This window comes from Acidobacteriota bacterium, from assembly GCA_021161905.1.
Lineage (GTDB): Bacteria > Acidobacteriota > B3-B38 > Guanabaribacteriales > JAGGZT01 > JAGGZT01.
This window is the reverse complement of the sequence record JAGGZT010000060.1, coordinates 1-14,655: the sequence shown is the minus strand read 5'-3', so window position 1 is coordinate 14,655 and position 14,655 is coordinate 1. Positions and strand designations below refer to the sequence as shown.

At 49.3% G+C, this 14,655-nt stretch carries 16 protein-coding genes; 9 read left to right on the top strand and 7 right to left on the bottom strand.

All coding sequences use genetic code 11. The annotated features are described in order from the left end of the window. Positions 1–2: 2 nt before the first annotated feature. Positions 3–593: an outer membrane beta-barrel protein gene (locus J7L64_08180; protein MCD6452319.1), complete on the bottom strand. Its 591-nt coding sequence runs from the start codon at positions 591–593 to the stop codon at positions 3–5. Beyond that, on the bottom strand, positions 590–1,378 hold the full coding sequence (mazG, locus tag J7L64_08175; protein ID MCD6452318.1) for a nucleoside triphosphate pyrophosphohydrolase: 789 nt from the start codon (positions 1,376–1,378) through the stop codon (positions 590–592). Before mazG ends, J7L64_08180 begins: the two co-directional genes overlap by 4 nt. A gap of 132 nt (positions 1,379–1,510) precedes the next feature. Here mazG and J7L64_08170 point away from each other — a divergent pair, with 132 nt between their 5' ends. The 9 genes from J7L64_08170 to J7L64_08130 all read left to right on the top strand — a co-directional run bounded on the left by J7L64_08170 (position 1,511) and on the right by J7L64_08130 (position 10,545). After that, on the top strand, positions 1,511–1,876 hold the full coding sequence (locus J7L64_08170) for a DUF1844 domain-containing protein (protein MCD6452317.1): 366 nt from the start codon (positions 1,511–1,513) through the stop codon (positions 1,874–1,876). Positions 1,877–1,884: 8 nt separating this feature from the next. Then, positions 1,885–3,780, top strand: coding sequence for a tetratricopeptide repeat protein (locus tag J7L64_08165; GenBank protein MCD6452316.1), 1,896 nt, complete (start codon positions 1,885–1,887; stop codon positions 3,778–3,780). Beyond that, positions 3,771–4,967, top strand: coding sequence for a DUF4388 domain-containing protein (locus J7L64_08160; GenBank protein MCD6452315.1), 1,197 nt, complete (start codon positions 3,771–3,773; stop codon positions 4,965–4,967). Before J7L64_08165 ends, J7L64_08160 begins: the two co-directional genes overlap by 10 nt. Positions 4,968–5,063: 96 nt before the next feature. Next, positions 5,064–6,980, top strand: a complete 1,917-nt coding sequence (dnaK, locus tag J7L64_08155; protein ID MCD6452314.1) for a molecular chaperone DnaK — start codon at positions 5,064–5,066, stop codon at positions 6,978–6,980. An 11-nt stretch (positions 6,981–6,991) separates the two neighbouring features. Beyond that, a complete protein-coding gene (locus J7L64_08150; protein ID MCD6452313.1) occupies positions 6,992–7,438 on the top strand; it encodes an Hsp20/alpha crystallin family protein in 447 nt (148 codons plus the stop codon). Positions 7,439–7,459: 21 nt separating this feature from the next. Then, on the top strand, positions 7,460–8,566 hold the full coding sequence (gene dnaJ / locus J7L64_08145) for a molecular chaperone DnaJ (GenBank protein ID MCD6452312.1): 1,107 nt from the start codon (positions 7,460–7,462) through the stop codon (positions 8,564–8,566). A 1-nt stretch (position 8,567) separates the two neighbouring features. Then, positions 8,568–8,984, top strand: coding sequence for a helix-turn-helix transcriptional regulator (locus J7L64_08140; protein MCD6452311.1), 417 nt, complete (start codon positions 8,568–8,570; stop codon positions 8,982–8,984). Beyond that, entirely contained in the window at positions 8,959–9,816 is an 858-nt protein-coding gene (locus tag J7L64_08135) for an RNA polymerase sigma factor RpoD/SigA (protein MCD6452310.1), read from the top strand. Before J7L64_08140 ends, J7L64_08135 begins: the two co-directional genes overlap by 26 nt. A 6-nt stretch (positions 9,817–9,822) precedes the next feature. After that, the gene (locus tag J7L64_08130; GenBank protein MCD6452309.1) at positions 9,823–10,545 is read left to right on the top strand and encodes an ATP-binding protein; all 723 of its coding nucleotides are present in this window, start codon (positions 9,823–9,825) and stop codon (positions 10,543–10,545) included. Here the strand turns inward: J7L64_08130 and J7L64_08125 are convergent. From J7L64_08125 to groEL, 5 genes are all read right to left on the bottom strand, one after another. Further along, positions 10,542–11,273, bottom strand: coding sequence for a 16S rRNA (uracil(1498)-N(3))-methyltransferase (locus tag J7L64_08125; GenBank protein MCD6452308.1), 732 nt, complete (start codon positions 11,271–11,273; stop codon positions 10,542–10,544). The two genes, J7L64_08130 and J7L64_08125, sit on opposite strands and share 4 nt — an antisense overlap. Further along, the gene (gene dnaJ, locus J7L64_08120) at positions 11,273–12,364 is read right to left on the bottom strand and encodes a molecular chaperone DnaJ (GenBank protein ID MCD6452307.1); all 1,092 of its coding nucleotides are present in this window, start codon (positions 12,362–12,364) and stop codon (positions 11,273–11,275) included. The genes J7L64_08125 and dnaJ (J7L64_08120) overlap by 1 nt, the downstream gene beginning before the upstream one ends. Positions 12,365–12,424: 60 nt before the next feature. Continuing rightward, positions 12,425–13,096 (bottom strand): nucleotide exchange factor GrpE, encoded by a 672-nt coding sequence (grpE, locus tag J7L64_08115; protein ID MCD6452306.1) that lies wholly within the window; start codon positions 13,094–13,096, stop codon positions 12,425–12,427. Between the two features lie 10 nt (positions 13,097–13,106). After that, positions 13,107–14,153 carry a heat-inducible transcription repressor HrcA gene (hrcA, locus tag J7L64_08110; GenBank protein MCD6452305.1) on the bottom strand — a complete coding sequence of 349 codons (1,047 nt, stop codon included), beginning with the start codon at positions 14,151–14,153 and terminating at the stop codon, positions 13,107–13,109. A gap of 108 nt (positions 14,154–14,261) precedes the next feature. Further along, positions 14,262–14,655: chaperonin GroEL (groEL, locus tag J7L64_08105; protein MCD6452304.1), on the bottom strand; the 394-nt coding region annotated here is incomplete at its 5' end.

Genomic DNA, 14,655 nt, shown 5'->3' with positions numbered 1-14,655 from the left:
GGCTACTTTCTTAAAACAAATGATACCCCACCAGTGAACTCAAAATAACTGGTATAGGTGGGTAGATCCCCCCCACCGAGAAAGATGAACCGCCAGCGAAAATCGCCACGAAAGGCGAGCCACTCGAACCAGTAATATTTCATTCCACCGCCTACATTGAGCTCATAATGGCTCCCCCGGACGGAGAAGGGGGAACCTTCATCCGGCACCCGATACGAGATCCGAGCCACCCCGGCAGCGAGGAAGGGTATTACATCGAGTTTACCCAGATTGACCACCAGGTCCCCACCATAGATCAGAGTGGAATAGCGGGTCTTTTCCGTCTTCTCAGCCTCATTATCGATGACGAAAACGGAGGAAAGTGAGTAGGCGAAATAACCTTCTACCCCAATACTATCATTGAAGAAAACCGCCAACTTTCCCCCAGCGAGATACCGATAATCATGATGGTACTCGATGTTCCCCGAAAGGGAGAAATCGCTTTTGAAGACGGTGCCCAAAAACGGGCTCACCTCGACCCTTAAGGGTTTCTCTTCGGCTAAAGCCGATAGAGAAAAAAGAATTATCAAAACGATCGGGAGTAATTTCTTCATCTATCAACCTCCACTTTCCTCTCTTTACCCTTTGACTCCTGCCATAACTCCTCCATCTCTACTAAGCTCGCCTCCTCCAGCATAATTCCCTTTTCCTTGAGTTTTTGCTCAAGGTAACGGAAACGACCTTCAAACCTCCGATTCGCCCGGGCAAGGGCGATCTCAGGATTTATTCCCAAGAAGCGAGCTATGTTGGCTACCACGAAAAGAAGGTCTCCGACCTCATCCTCCACCTCCTTCGCCTCCCCCTTCTCTCTCGCTCTTTTGAGTTCGGAGAGTTCTTCAAAAAGCTTATCCAGGATCTCGTCCAACTCGCGCCAGTCAAAGCCAACCCGCGCTGCTCGCTCGGTCAATTGATAAGCACGAAGGAGGGAAGGCGCACCGTTAGGAACGCCATCAAGAAGGGAAGCGGGGTTCCTCTCCTTTTTTTTCAATTCATTCCAATTTCGTACCACCTCGGAAGGCGATTCCGCCCTCCTCCCCCCGAATACATGGGGATGTCGCTTGATCATCTTCTCCACTATCCCGGAGATAACATCGGAGATCTCGAATTTTCCCCTTTCCTTTGCCAGTTGAGCTACAAAAACCAGTTCGAAAAGGAGATCTCCCAGCTCCTCCTTAAGCTTCTGAAAATCCCGTTCCTCGATAGCCTCCACCACTTCATAAGTCTCCTCAACGAGATAGGACCTCACCGTATCCAAAGTCTGCTCCCTATCCCAAGGACACCCCTTCTCACTTCTCAGAAAAGCAACAAGTTCAACCAGACTGGCAAATCTTTTTTCCATCCTTACTACTCCTAAAAATTTTATTATACGGGAGCCATCCCTTCCATACAAGCATTCCTTTTTTCCTTGTCTTAATATTTTTCAAATGATAAAATATAAAAGCCAAGATAAAGCAAAGTTTTTCTCTTTGCTATGGGCAACAGAGGGAAGAGGAAATCCAATACTATCGAGAGAGATCCATTAAAGGAAGGGGGGAAATCAAAAAAGGAAACTCAGGAAAAAAGGGAAGAGGAAGGAAGAAAAAAAGATCCCCTCATTACCTTTAGCTCGTTCATTATGTCGTTAGCCGCTTCAGCCCTTGTTAACCTGGGAGGAGCTCCAGGAAAGGAGAAGGAAAGGGTCGACCTTACTGCTGCTCGCCAGATAATAGACATAATCGATATGCTTAAGAAAAAGACCGAAGGAAACAGGACCGAGGAGGAAACGAGGTTGATCGAAGAGGTCCTTTACGAACTCAGGATGGCATATCTGGCGAAGAGCAAATTCATCAAACTTTAATAGCGGAAATGAGAAGAACTATTGTTTTGCTTTTGGTGATAGCTACCATATTCTGTCTTTCTCTTCCTTCTTTTTCCTCCATTCAACCCCCTCTCATCGATGAGGCTAAAGTAGCGGATGAAGGAATCTCTCTCTCTCTTCCCGGTAGACTTCGTTCGCTCTGGCAGAGAAGAAGAAGGTTAATGGCGGACAGAAATCTACCTCAGGTAGAGGAGTTGGATAGTGAGATCTTAAGACTGGCAAAAGAAGGAGGAATAAAAGCTCTCCCTGAGCTTGCCGGCGCTTATTTTACCGAAGCAAGGACATTTTTTAATAAAGGGATATACAAAGAGGCAAGGAACGACCTCAAGAAAGCGATCTCCCTCGATCCCTATCTTTCTCCAAGTTACTATCTATTAGGTAGAATATCTCTCAAAAACTCAGATATAATCCCAGCAGCCAAATGGTACCTAAAGGGGATAAGGGCATCAACAAGAAGCCTTTTAGGGCGTTATCTTATTTTGATGAATATCCTCTATCTCCTTTTACTCTCCTCTGTCGCTGGTATCCTCACCTTTCTCATCCTAAAGCTAATCAAATACCATAAACAGATCCGTCATGATTTTGAGGAGTTTTGGGGAGAAAGGTTACCACCTCTTCTGGTATCGGGGTTGGCTATCTTCTACCTCTTCGCCCCCCTTCTGCTATTCCTGGGAGCAGGAATATTTATCCTCTACCTTATGATAATCTCTTGGCGTTACTATAAGGGGGCGGAAAAACTTTTTGCCTGGGTAAGCCTCATCATGATGACCTTCCTTTTCCCGATAACCAACCTCTCTTTAGGACTGCTTGATTTCTCCCGCTCTCCTAAGCTGGAAGTGGCAGCTAATTTTATCGAGGAACGGCTGGACGCAATTACGGAACACCATCTCACAAAGATGGTGAAGACCGAATCGAATGACTTGACTGCTCACATCCTCCTTGCTTTGGAATATCAGCGAGAGGAGAAGTTCGATCTCGCCTTTGCAGAATATGGAAAGCTACTCCAAAAGCATCCCGAGCTTTCCCTTGCTTATAATAATCGGGGGAATATCCTCTTTCTCTCTGGTCATCCCGAACTGGCTATAGAACATTACAAACGAGCGGTAGAGCTGGACCCAGTAAATCCCATCCCTTATTACAACCTAAGCCTTGCCTATTCCGAACTCCTTGACTTTGACCAAGCCAATAAGATGATGAACGAAGCACGGCGGTTGGAGCCTTCCCTTAGTCCTCCTCCATCCGAAAGCCAAGCCCGAACAATAGATATGAAGCCAACAAAGGAGGAACTTCTTTCTTGGGCGTTTAAAGATCTCTCCCATTTCCTAAGGAGGAGGGTTAGATCCAATCCAGGAACCATCTGGGGTTCTATTCTCCTAAATCCTCTAACTATAAGTGGCTTTGTCGCCCTTTTGTTGGTGCTTATCATCTCTATAGCGTTTCGGGATCTACCCACCGCCCGTGTTTGCGAAATGTGTGGAAAACCCTTCTGCTACCGTTGCCGAGTAGGGATACCGGAAAACTCCTACTGCTCTCAATGTTATCATCTATTTATTAAGAGGGACGGAGTATCACCTCAGGCAAAGGAGTTAAAGCTTTCCCAGATAGGGAGGTATCAATTCAAGAAAAAGTTCCTCCGCTATCTAATTACCCTCATCCTCCCCGGCGGAGGGCATCAATTGGGGGGACAGGCTGGTTGGGGTGGGGTGTTGACCTTTTCCTGGCTCATCCTTTTCCTCTCTTTTCTCCTCTATCCCTTTCTTCTAACCACTTCCCCTCTCTTCTCAGGAGGCTGGTCCCCGGTGAGGATACTCCTTGGAATAGGCGGGGTCATCGTATATCTACTGAGCATCCTTAGCTTAAAAGGTGGAGATCAATGGCATTAGAGGGAACCCTAAAGGATTTCAGCCTAACCGAGATATTCCAACTCCTCTCCTATCAGCAGAAAAGCGGGGTGCTGACCATAAAAACAAATGAGGAGGAGATAAGGGTAACCTTCTTAAAAGGAGCAATAACCTCTGCCGATTCTGACACCTCTCCCCTTGACGAGGAACTCATTTCCCACTTAATGGAAAATCAACTGCTCTCTCAAGAGAAACTGAGGGAAGTTCTTGAGATTAAGAAAGAAACCCTCTACCCTCTACCTCGGATCCTCATCTCAAGTGGGATCATATCTCCAGAGAAGGTCAAAAAGCTCCTTGACAAACTGGTCAAGGAAAGGCTTTACAAGCTATTCCAATTGAAGGAGGCAAGTTTCCACTTTGATCCTGCTGAGGAGGAAGAGCTTAAAGCGGATTATCTCCCCCTCCTTTCTGCTCAAGCCATCCTTATGGAAGCGGTTCAGATAGTGGACGAACTCCCCATCATTGAGAAGAAGATACCCTCGCCCACCTTGGTCGTCGATAAATACCCCCTCTCCGGCATAAGGGTGGTTGAGACAGCTGAAGAAGGAACCTTTCTCGGCGAGGAGAAACCACCTTTACCGGAGGAAGGGGATAAAGAGGGAGAGATAAAGCTGAGTCCAGAGGTATTCCGGGTCTATCAGGCGATAGACGGGAAGAAGAACATAAAGGAGATCGCCTTCTCTTTAGAGCTTTCCCAATTCGAAGCCTCAAGGGCGATATACGAATTGCTGGAACGAAAACTGGTCTATCTTAAATGGGCAAAAGAGGCGCCCATTAAAGAGAAAAAGGAGGTCCTTCCTTCACGGCTTGGTGTCAGTTTAATATTCATCACCGTCCTATTGGTAGCCTCCTTCTCCCTCTACCTAAGACGAGAGGCTCCATTCTATCCCTTTACCATTAAGGAGAAACCGGTTTCTTCCCTCATTGAAGGGGATTCCTATCTCCGAATGAAACGGATAGAAAAAGCTTTAGCTATTTACTATTTCCAGCATTCTCGCTATCCGAAGAACCTCTTTCTTCTGGTAAGGGAGGGCCTACTCCCTCCCAGGGAGTTAAGGGACGCAAAGGGGAGATTGTATATATATAAACCCCGTGGTGGTGGCTATCTGCTTATCGGTTTCGATCGTTCGGGGAAGCCCTCTTCTACGCTTACCATTAGCCATCCATAGAGATCGGAAAATTTTCCCTCAAAAAACTTGACAATAATTAACTCAAATTCTATAATAAAAATGGACTAATACTTTAGAAAATGGAGGTGGAAGCAAATGAGCAAGGTGATTGGGATAGACTTGGGAACTACCAACTCGGTAGTTGCCGTAATGGAGGGGGGAAAACCTGTAGTCATTCCTAATCAGGAGGGAAGCAATATCACCCCCTCGGTGGTCGGCTTCACCAAGAAAGGGGAACGATTGGTGGGGCAACTCGCCAAGAGACAGGCGGTAACCAACCCGGAGAACACCATTTATTCCATAAAACGGTTTATGGGACGGCGGTATGATGAGGTCTCCGAGGAGATCACGATGGTGCCTTACAAGGTGGTTAAGGGACCTCATGGTGATGCTCGAGTAGAGGTGATGGGGAAGCAATACTCTCCCCCGGAGATCTCGGCGATGATCCTTAAGAAACTGAAGGAAGCAGCAGAGAACTATCTGGGACAGAAGGTCACCAAAGCGGTGATCACTGTACCCGCTTACTTCAATGATTCTCAGCGCCAGGCGACCAAGGATGCGGGTAGGATAGCTGGGCTCGAGGTCCTCCGAATAATCAATGAGCCAACCGCCGCTTCACTTGCCTACGGCTTGGATAAGAAGAAGGATGAGCTGATTGCGGTTTACGACTTCGGTGGCGGCACCTTTGATATCTCTATCCTCGAGGTCGGTGAGGGAGTAATAGAGGTCAAGGCAACTGCCGGTGATACCCATTTAGGAGGCGATGACATAGACAAGCGGGTTATCGACTGGATCGTCGAGGAGTTTAAGAAGGATCAAGGCATCGATCTAAGCAAGGATAAAATGGCGATGCAACGGCTAAAGGAGGCAGCGGAAAAGGCAAAGATAGAGCTGTCCACGATGATGGAAACGGAGATAAATCTCCCCTTCATCACTGCTGATTCCTCTGGTCCCAAGCACCTCCAGATGAAACTCACCAGGGCAAAACTGGAACAGCTTATGGACGAGATAATAAAGCGGACCATCGACCCCTGTAAGCAGGCGATGAAGGATGCCGGCGTTGAACCAAAGGACATAGACGAGGTAGTTCTGGTTGGTGGTTCCACCAGAATCCCCAAGGTTCAGGAGATCGTCCGAGAGCTGTTCGGCAAAGAGCCATGCAAGGGGGTTAATCCGGATGAGGTGGTCGCCGTAGGTGCTGCTATTCAGGCTGGGGTGCTTGCTGGTGAGGTGAAGGAGGTATTACTCCTCGATGTAACCCCACTCTCTCTCGGCATAGAAACCTTGGGAGGGGTGTTCACCAAGTTGATCCCGCGTAACACCACCATACCCACCAGAAAAAGCGAGATATTTACCACTGCAAGCGACAACCAGACCTCGGTGGAGATTCATGTGCTTCAAGGCGAACGGGAGATGGCGCGTGATAATAGAACCTTAGGCAGGTTCCATTTAGTCGGTATCCCTCCTGCTCCCCGTGGGGTTCCCCAGATAGAGGTTACCTTTGACATCGATGCCAACGGAATCCTCAATGTGTCGGCTAAGGACCTCGCTACTGGAAAGGAGCAGAAGATAACCATCACCTCTTCGAGCGGTTTAACCGAAGAGGAGATTCAGCGGATGGTAAAAGAGGCGGAAGAGCATGCTGAGGAGGATAGAAGGAAAAAGGAGGAGATCGAAGCGAGAAACAGGGCGGATCAGATGGTCTACATCACGGAGAAGGTGCTCCGGGAGAACCGGGATAAGATAAGCGAAGCAGAGGCAAAGGAGATCGAACGAGCCATCGAGGAGACGAAGAAAGCTATGGAAGAAGGCGGTAAAGAGAGGATTGAGCAGGCGCTTGCGAATCTCACTAAAGCCTCCCACAAGCTCGCTGAGTATATGTACCAGAAAGCGGGTTCTGCCCAAAGTGCCACCAGTGGTGGAGGATCGACTGAGGAGAAGGGGGAAAAAAAGAAAGAAGAAGAGGTAATAGATGCGGAGTATGTGGAGGATGATGACAAAAAGGCGAACTAAGGGAGAATAAAATGCCCCTGAAAGGGATACCGTTTTCTGACCTCGACGCTATACTGAGCGAAATGAATTCCCTCTTCGAGCGGATGTTCTCCTCGCGGGAACTCGTTCCCCAACTTGAGGTAGCAAGCTGGAGCCCTCCGGTCGATATCTATGAGACCGGGGAGGAGATAGTGCTCTCAGCAGAGCTTCCTGGGGTTAGAGAGGAGGATATAAAGCTCGAGATCGAGGGAAACGAGTTGGTGATCTCCGGAGAGCGGAGGCTCGAAGAAGGTGGAGCAAGGGGCAACTGGTCTCGAATGGAGCGTTTTTACGGTCCCTTCGAGCGAAGGTTCCTCCTCCCTGCCAAGGTGGATAAGGAGAGGATATCAGCCACCCTCTCCCAAGGGGTTCTTGAGGTTCACCTCCCCAAACTGGAGGAGAAAAGGGCGAAGAGGATTGCGATAAAGATAGAGAAATGAATTAGGTAGGTGATGGTAAAGATGGGAGAGAATGAGGATTATTATCAGATATTAGGGGTCCCCCGTAACGCCTCATTCGAGGAGATAAAGAAAGCCTATCGCAAGCTCGCCCGGAAGTACCATCCCGACTTGAACCCCGGCGACAGGAAGGCTGAGGAGCGGTTTAAGAAGATATCCGAGGCATACAATGTGTTGAGTGATCCAGAAAAGCGGAAGCAATACGATCAGTTTGGGCGAGTAGGGGTAGGGTTTGATGCCTCCTCCAGTGGTTTTTCTGGGTTCGGGGGGTTCGACTTCTTCGATTTCGATCTCTTCAAGTCCCGTGGTTTTGGTGATCTCTTCTCTCAGTTCTTTCGGGGTCGGGAGAGAAAGGAGAAGAACATCCCCCAAAGGGGGGAGGACATCCAGTACACGATGAACATCAGCTTTATGGATGCGGTTCGGGGGCTTACCACTACCATCACCTACCTAAGACCCGTTCCTTGCTCGATTTGTGGTGGGAAGGGCTATGTAGGTGGAGGGGATTCGGTCTGCCCTGAATGTGGAGGAAGCGGGAAAAAGACATTCACCCGGGGGCCAATCCATATCGCCACCACCTGCGACCGCTGTAGAGGAACAGGAAGGATAATCGGGGCAAAATGCCCTCGCTGTGGTGGAGGAGGAATAGAGCAGAAAAGGGAGAGGATAAAGGTTCGCATCCCCCCAGGGGTGGATACTGGATCTCGAGTACGGGTTCCGGGGAAGGGAGGCCCGGGAAGAAACGGTGGTCCCCCGGGCGATCTCTACATCCTCATCAATGTCAGCCCTCATCCCATCTTCACCCGGAAAGGGGACAATATCTATGTTAAAATACCTCTCACCATTACCGAGGCGGTCCTCGGAGGGAAGATAGAGGTACCCACGATAGAGGGGAAGGCAACCATCCGTATTCCCCCAGGGACCAAAAGCGGACAGAAATTCCGCCTCCGGGGTAAAGGGGTACCTTCGCTCCAGGGAAAGGGAAGGGGTGATGAGTTCGTGGAGGTAGAGATAGTACCACCCAAGATAGTCGACGAGCGCTCAAAAGAGCTTCTCCGGGAGTTTGCCCGATTAAACCCAGAGAACCCAAGAGAGGGGTTGGTGATATAAGATGAAGGAAGGGAAAAAACCCTACTATATGATAAGCGCGGTAGCCAAACTATACAACATCCATCCTCAAACCCTTCGTTTATACGAACGGGAAGGGTTACTAAAGCCGTCGCGGACCGAGGGGAATACCCGACTTTACTCCGACGAAGACCTTAAAAAGCTGGAGCTGATCCTCAATCTCACCCGGGAGCTCGGGGTGAACTTGGCTGGGGTAGAGGTTATCCTGAATATGAGAGAGAAGTTGGAGAAACTCCAACGGGAGTACGATGAATTGGTAAAGTTTGTCTGTGAGACATTAAAGGTTGAACTGCGGTCGGTCGAGGATCTCTATAAGAACGCTTTGGTAAAGGTCCCTCGGGCTACCATCGCTAGGTTTAAGGAGATGAGAGAGAATGGGGATAAAGAAACCGGTACCTGAAGAGAAGGCTCCGGATGCGTTGAGCTTATATCTCAAGGAGATATCTAAGATCCCCCCCATCACCCCTGAGGAGGAAAAAAAGTTAGGGAAGAGGATAAAGAAGGGGGATAAAAAAGCGCTCAAGAGGCTTATTGAGGGGAACCTTCGCTTCGTGGTCAGCTTTGCCAAAAAATATCGGGGGTGTGGTCTTTCCTTCCTCGATCTAATAAATGAGGGGAATATAGGATTGATCGAGGCGGCAAAAAGGTTCGATCCAGAGAAGAATGTCAAGTTCATCACCTACGCGGTGTGGTGGATCAGGCAGGCGATCCTCCATGCCATTTCCAATCAAGCGCACGCGATGAGACTCCCCCAAAAGCAGGCAAACCTCCTTTACCGCTTTGGACAGAAGATGTCGGAACTAACCAAAGAGCTTGAGCGTAACCCCTCCTCCGAGGAGCTGGCAAAAGGGCTCAATATAAGCGTGGAAGAGGCAAATAAACTCTATCAGATAATGGGGGATGAGATCTCCCTCAGCACCAAGCTTTCCGATGACGATGGTTTTGAGCTTCTGGACACCTTAGAACAGCATACGATGCCACCAGCGGATGCTGAACTCATCCAAGAATCGTTCAAACAACAGATAGAGGAATTGCTCAGCTTATTAAAACCGAAGGAGCAAAAGGTAATAACCCTTCGCTTCGGACTTTCCGGAAGGGAACCGATGACCCTAAAACAGATAGGGGAAATAATGGGCCTTTCCCGGGAACGGGTGAGACAGATAGAAAACCAAGCCCTCAAAAAATTGAGGATGCTTGCGAGAAGTCGCAAGCTTGAAGGATATCTTAACTGAAGAAAGATGGGAAAAAAGACGAAGACCGAATGCCCCCTTTGTGGAGGCACTGGATGGATAGTGGAGGAGAAGGACGGATTCACTCGAGCAGTCCGTTGCCGTTGTTTCTACCAAAGACAAGGGGAAAATCTCCTTCGTGAGGCGCAAGTCCCCCTTAGATTCCTCGAGGCAAACTTTGATAATTTTGACACAAAGGGGAACCCCTATCTCGACCGGGCGAAGAGGATATCCCAAGAGTTTGTGGAGAATTATCCCCTGGTCGAGAAGGGCCTTTTATTTCTGGGGAAAACCGGGGTGGGGAAAACCCATCTTCTCGTGTCAATAATATCCGCCTTGGTAGGGAAGAAAGGAGCTTCTTGCCTCTACTATGACTATCGGGATCTCCTTCGGGAACTTCAAAAAAGCTTCTCTCCCCTCTCAGAAATCCCCTCTTTTGCCGTTATCGAACCCGCCCTTAAAACCGAGGTCTTGGTTATCGACGATCTCGGCTCCCAAAGGCCTACCAGTTGGGTTCTCGATACCATCGCCTACATCATCAACCACCGCTATAACGAGAACCTGATCACCCTTGCTGCCTCAAACTACCTCGATGTACCGGAGGAAGAGGGGGAAGAGACCCTTGAGATGAGGATAGGTGCTTCAATTCGCTCCCGCCTTCTTGAAATGTGTCGCACCGTGGAGATAAAGGCACCGGATTACCGGGAAAAACTAAATAGAGGGAGAAACTAACCCAAATCCCCGAAATAGTATCCTATTATAGCGGAGATGGCGAGAGCAGCGGTCTCGCTCCTCAATATCCGCTCGCCTAACCCTACGGGAATAAAACCGTAATTGCTTGCTTCTCTTACCTCATCCCTGCTCCACCCTCCTTCAGGTCCCACCATCACTGTAACTTCCTCTACTTCGTCTCTATTTGGAAGAACCTCTCTAAGTCGCTTTGGGGCTTTTTCATCGAGGATGATCTTTAACCCGGGAAAGGAAGAGAGATCAAGTTCAGAGAATGAAACGGGCAAGGAGACATCAGGCACCGTTCGTTTCCCCGATTGCTTCGCTGCCTCAATGGCTATCTTCCGCAAACGGTCGACATTGGTTAACCCTCTCACGATCGTCCTTGCCGAAAAAACGGGGACGAACGAGGAAATCCCGAGCTCAGTCCCCCTTCTTACCACCAACTCCAACCCCTTTCCTTTGAGTACCCCGATTATCAAATAGATCTTAACCTTGGGGTCGGTCAGTCGAGGAGGGATCTCTTCAACGATCTCCGCCTCTGCATGATGTGGCTTGGTAGAGAGAATGCGTGCTCGATACTCAACGCCATCCTCGGTGAAGAGGAAAATTTCCTCCCCTTCCTTTATTCGCAATACATCAGCTAAATGATGGCGCTCATCTTCGGAAAGGAAGGCTTTTTTCCCTTTTATCCTCCCCGCAGGAACGAAGAAACGACGACGGTGGCTCATTACTCCCTTTTCGATTGTTCAAGGCGGGAGAGCTCCTCGAAAAGCTTCCGCTCCTCCGAAGTAAGCTTAGTAGGGGTTTTAACCACCACTCGGATAAATTGATCTCCCCTCCTCCTTCCATTTACATCCTTTATCCCCCTGCCCTTCAATCGGAATAGGCTACCCGTTTGGGTTCCCGGGGGTATCTTTATCTCCCCTTCCCCCTCCAAGGTGGGAACGGTTATCACCGCCCCTAAGGCAGCTTGAGAAAAGGTAATGGGAACCTCACAATAGATATCGTTCCCTTTCCTCTCAAAGATGGGATGCGGTTTCACATAGATATCGATGTAAAGATCACCAGGAGGACCCCCAGCAACACCAGCTTCTCCCTCTCCTTCCAACCGAAGGCGACTTCCGCTTTCTACTCCGGGTGGAATCTTCACCTTTAGGGTCTTCTCCTCCTTTACTCGGCCACTTCCTCCACATTTGGGGCAGGGGTTCGCCACGATAACCCCCGTTCCCCCACAACGAGGGCAGGTACGGCTGATGAGAAGAAACCCCTGGCGGTAATTGATGCTGCCCCGTCCTCCACAGGTAGAACAAGGAGTAGGTTGCCCTCCTCCCGCTATTCCAGAACCACCACATTCTTTACAGATACCCAAGCGAGGTATCTTAAGTTTAACCTCGGTACCGAAAGCCGCTTCCTCAAAGGATATCTCCAGCTTATACCGAAGATCAGCCCCTGGTTTAGCCCTGCTTACCCGTTTGGTGCGAGAGCGAGGACCAGCGAAGAAATCGGAGAAGCCAAAGAAATCTCCAAGGATATCGGCGAACTCGCTGAATAGATCGGAATCGAAGCCGGTAAAGGTAAACCCGGGAGAAGGACCACCGACCGTCCCGAACCGGTCGTATTCTGCTCTCTTTTTAGGATCGCCAAGGACAGAATAGGCTTCTGCTGCCTCTTTGAATTTCTCCTCTGCCTCTTTGTCCCCCGGATTCCGATCGGGATGATATTTTATCGCCAGCCGACGGTATGCCTTCTTTATCTCCTCTTGGGTCGCATTACGGGGAACACCCAGGATCTCATAGTAGTCCTTCTTCCCGTACATCATCACCCGATAATAAAAAAGCTATTGAGGACGATTATTATAAAACAAGGAAAGATCCCTAACTCAATTGGCTGTCTCACCTTCATCCTTACCCTTTTCACCCTTTTCCGGATCCGCTGGAGCGACTTCCTTTTCCTTCTTTACCGCCACTTTGACCATTGCCGGCCTTACCAGTCGGTTCTTCAAAAAATACCCCTTTCTAAACTCCTCGACCACTGTTTCCTCCTCGACATCGTCGACCTCCTCCCGCATTACCGCCTGATGTACCCTGGGGTCAAATCGCTCCCCTACTGCAGGGACCTCTTTAAGCCCAAATCCCTCAAGTATGGAGCGAAACCCCTTATAAATGAGAGCCACCCCTTCACGGTACTTGGCGAGATCCGTAGCATCCACTGAGAGCGCCCGTTCAAAATCATCGAGGATGGGAAGAAGCTTTCCTACCAAATCGGTGAGCGCCATCAGGTAAAACTCTTTCCGTTCCTCTTCCACTCGTTTCCTGAAGTTCTCAAACTCAGCCTGTAACCGAAGCAATCGCTCAAAGTAAAGCTCCTTCTCTCGGGAGAGCTCCTCGATAACTTTATCTTTATCTACCCTTTTCCCTTCCTTTTTTCCTTCCTCAACTATACCAGCCTCCTCCCGTTCCAAGATGACGGATTCCTCTTCTTCAACCCGCTCCTTTTCCTCTTCTTTCTTGCTCTCCTTCCTCTTTATTTTTTCCCTCTCCTCATCCTTCATCTTTCTCTCCTCATAACGAGTACTCGGTTATCGTCTGCGAAAGAACATACGATACATATCTAACCAAAGGAATGGTCTTATCGTACTCCATCCTCCGGGGACCCAAAACCCCCAAGGTGCCAAGTATGTTATCGCCGGACTTATAAGGAGAGATAATAAAGCTGTATTCCTTAAACTCCTGCGAAGGAGCCTCCGAGCCAATGATCACCTGAACCCCTTCATCCTCGATACATCTGGTAAGGAGCTTGATCAGCTTCCCCTTCTCCTCCAAGGCACGGAATAATGACTTCATCCGATTGATATCGGCGAACTCCGGCTGCTCTAAAAGCTGAGATGTCCCAGCATAATGCAAGGATTCAGTGAGAAGATCATCGGTAAAACTCTTGGTGGAGAGACTAAGCGCCCGGGAGAGCAATCGGTCATAGATCGCTTTCTCCTCCTGCATCATCCGAAGCAACCTGCTCCTTATCTCAATAAGGGTAAGACCATTGAATTCGCTCATTAGGTAGTTTGAGATCCGATCCAATTCCGTCTGCTCAAAATCATCGGAAGCCTCTATTACCTTATTTATCACCGCACCAGAGTGACAAACAATAACCACTAATATCTTAGGATATTCCAACTTTATGAACCTAATGTGCTTAAGCACAATGGAGGGAAGGCGAGGACAGAAAACAAGCCCCACATTCCTGGAAAGTCGGGAGAGGATCCTCGATGTCTGCTCCATTAATCGTTCTAAGTCCCCAGCATAGCTCTTAAGGGAAAAAAGAATGAACTCCTCCTCTCTTTTCCGCAACCTCCGGGAGCGCATCAAAGAGTCTACATAGAACCGATATCCCTTATCGGTAGGAACCCTCCCCGCTGAGGTGTAAGGCTGGGTAAGGTAGCCCATCTCCTCAAGATCAGCCATTATATTCCTAAGGGTAGCGGGGCTATAACCGAAACGCCCCATTTTGCAAAGGGTCCTCGAACCAACGGGGGTACCCTTGGCGATGAAATGGCTTATCACCGCCCGTAATACCTCCTTGCTCCTTCTATCGAGCTCCTTACCCACCATTTTCTACCCTAACCAATTATAGAAATCAGCACTGGGAAAAGTCAACCTAAGCCGAGCCCCCACCCCTAAAGGAGCAGGGGCTCGGCTCAAGCTCATGAGAGACTGGCTTTAATAAAGCCCTCCACCACCGGGGCCACCGGGCATCTGCTCCTTCTCCTTCTTCTCTGGGATCTCGCTAACCAACGCTTCGGTGGTCACGAGAAGGGAAGCGATGCTCGCCGCATTTATGAGGGCGTTCCGTACTACCTTCACCGGATCAACCACACCAACCTGGAACATATTCTCATACTCCTCCTTCTCCGCATTGAAGCCGAACTCCTCGTCCATCTCTTTCACCTTCTCCACTACCACCGAGCCCTCGTAACCCGCATTCTCGGCGATCTGGCGGAGAGGTGCCTCTAAAGCCTTTTTCACGATATCAGCACCTATCTTCTCATCCCCTTCGAGCTTCATCTTCTCCACCTCAGAGACGCAGCGGAGAAGAGCAACCCCTCCACCGGGG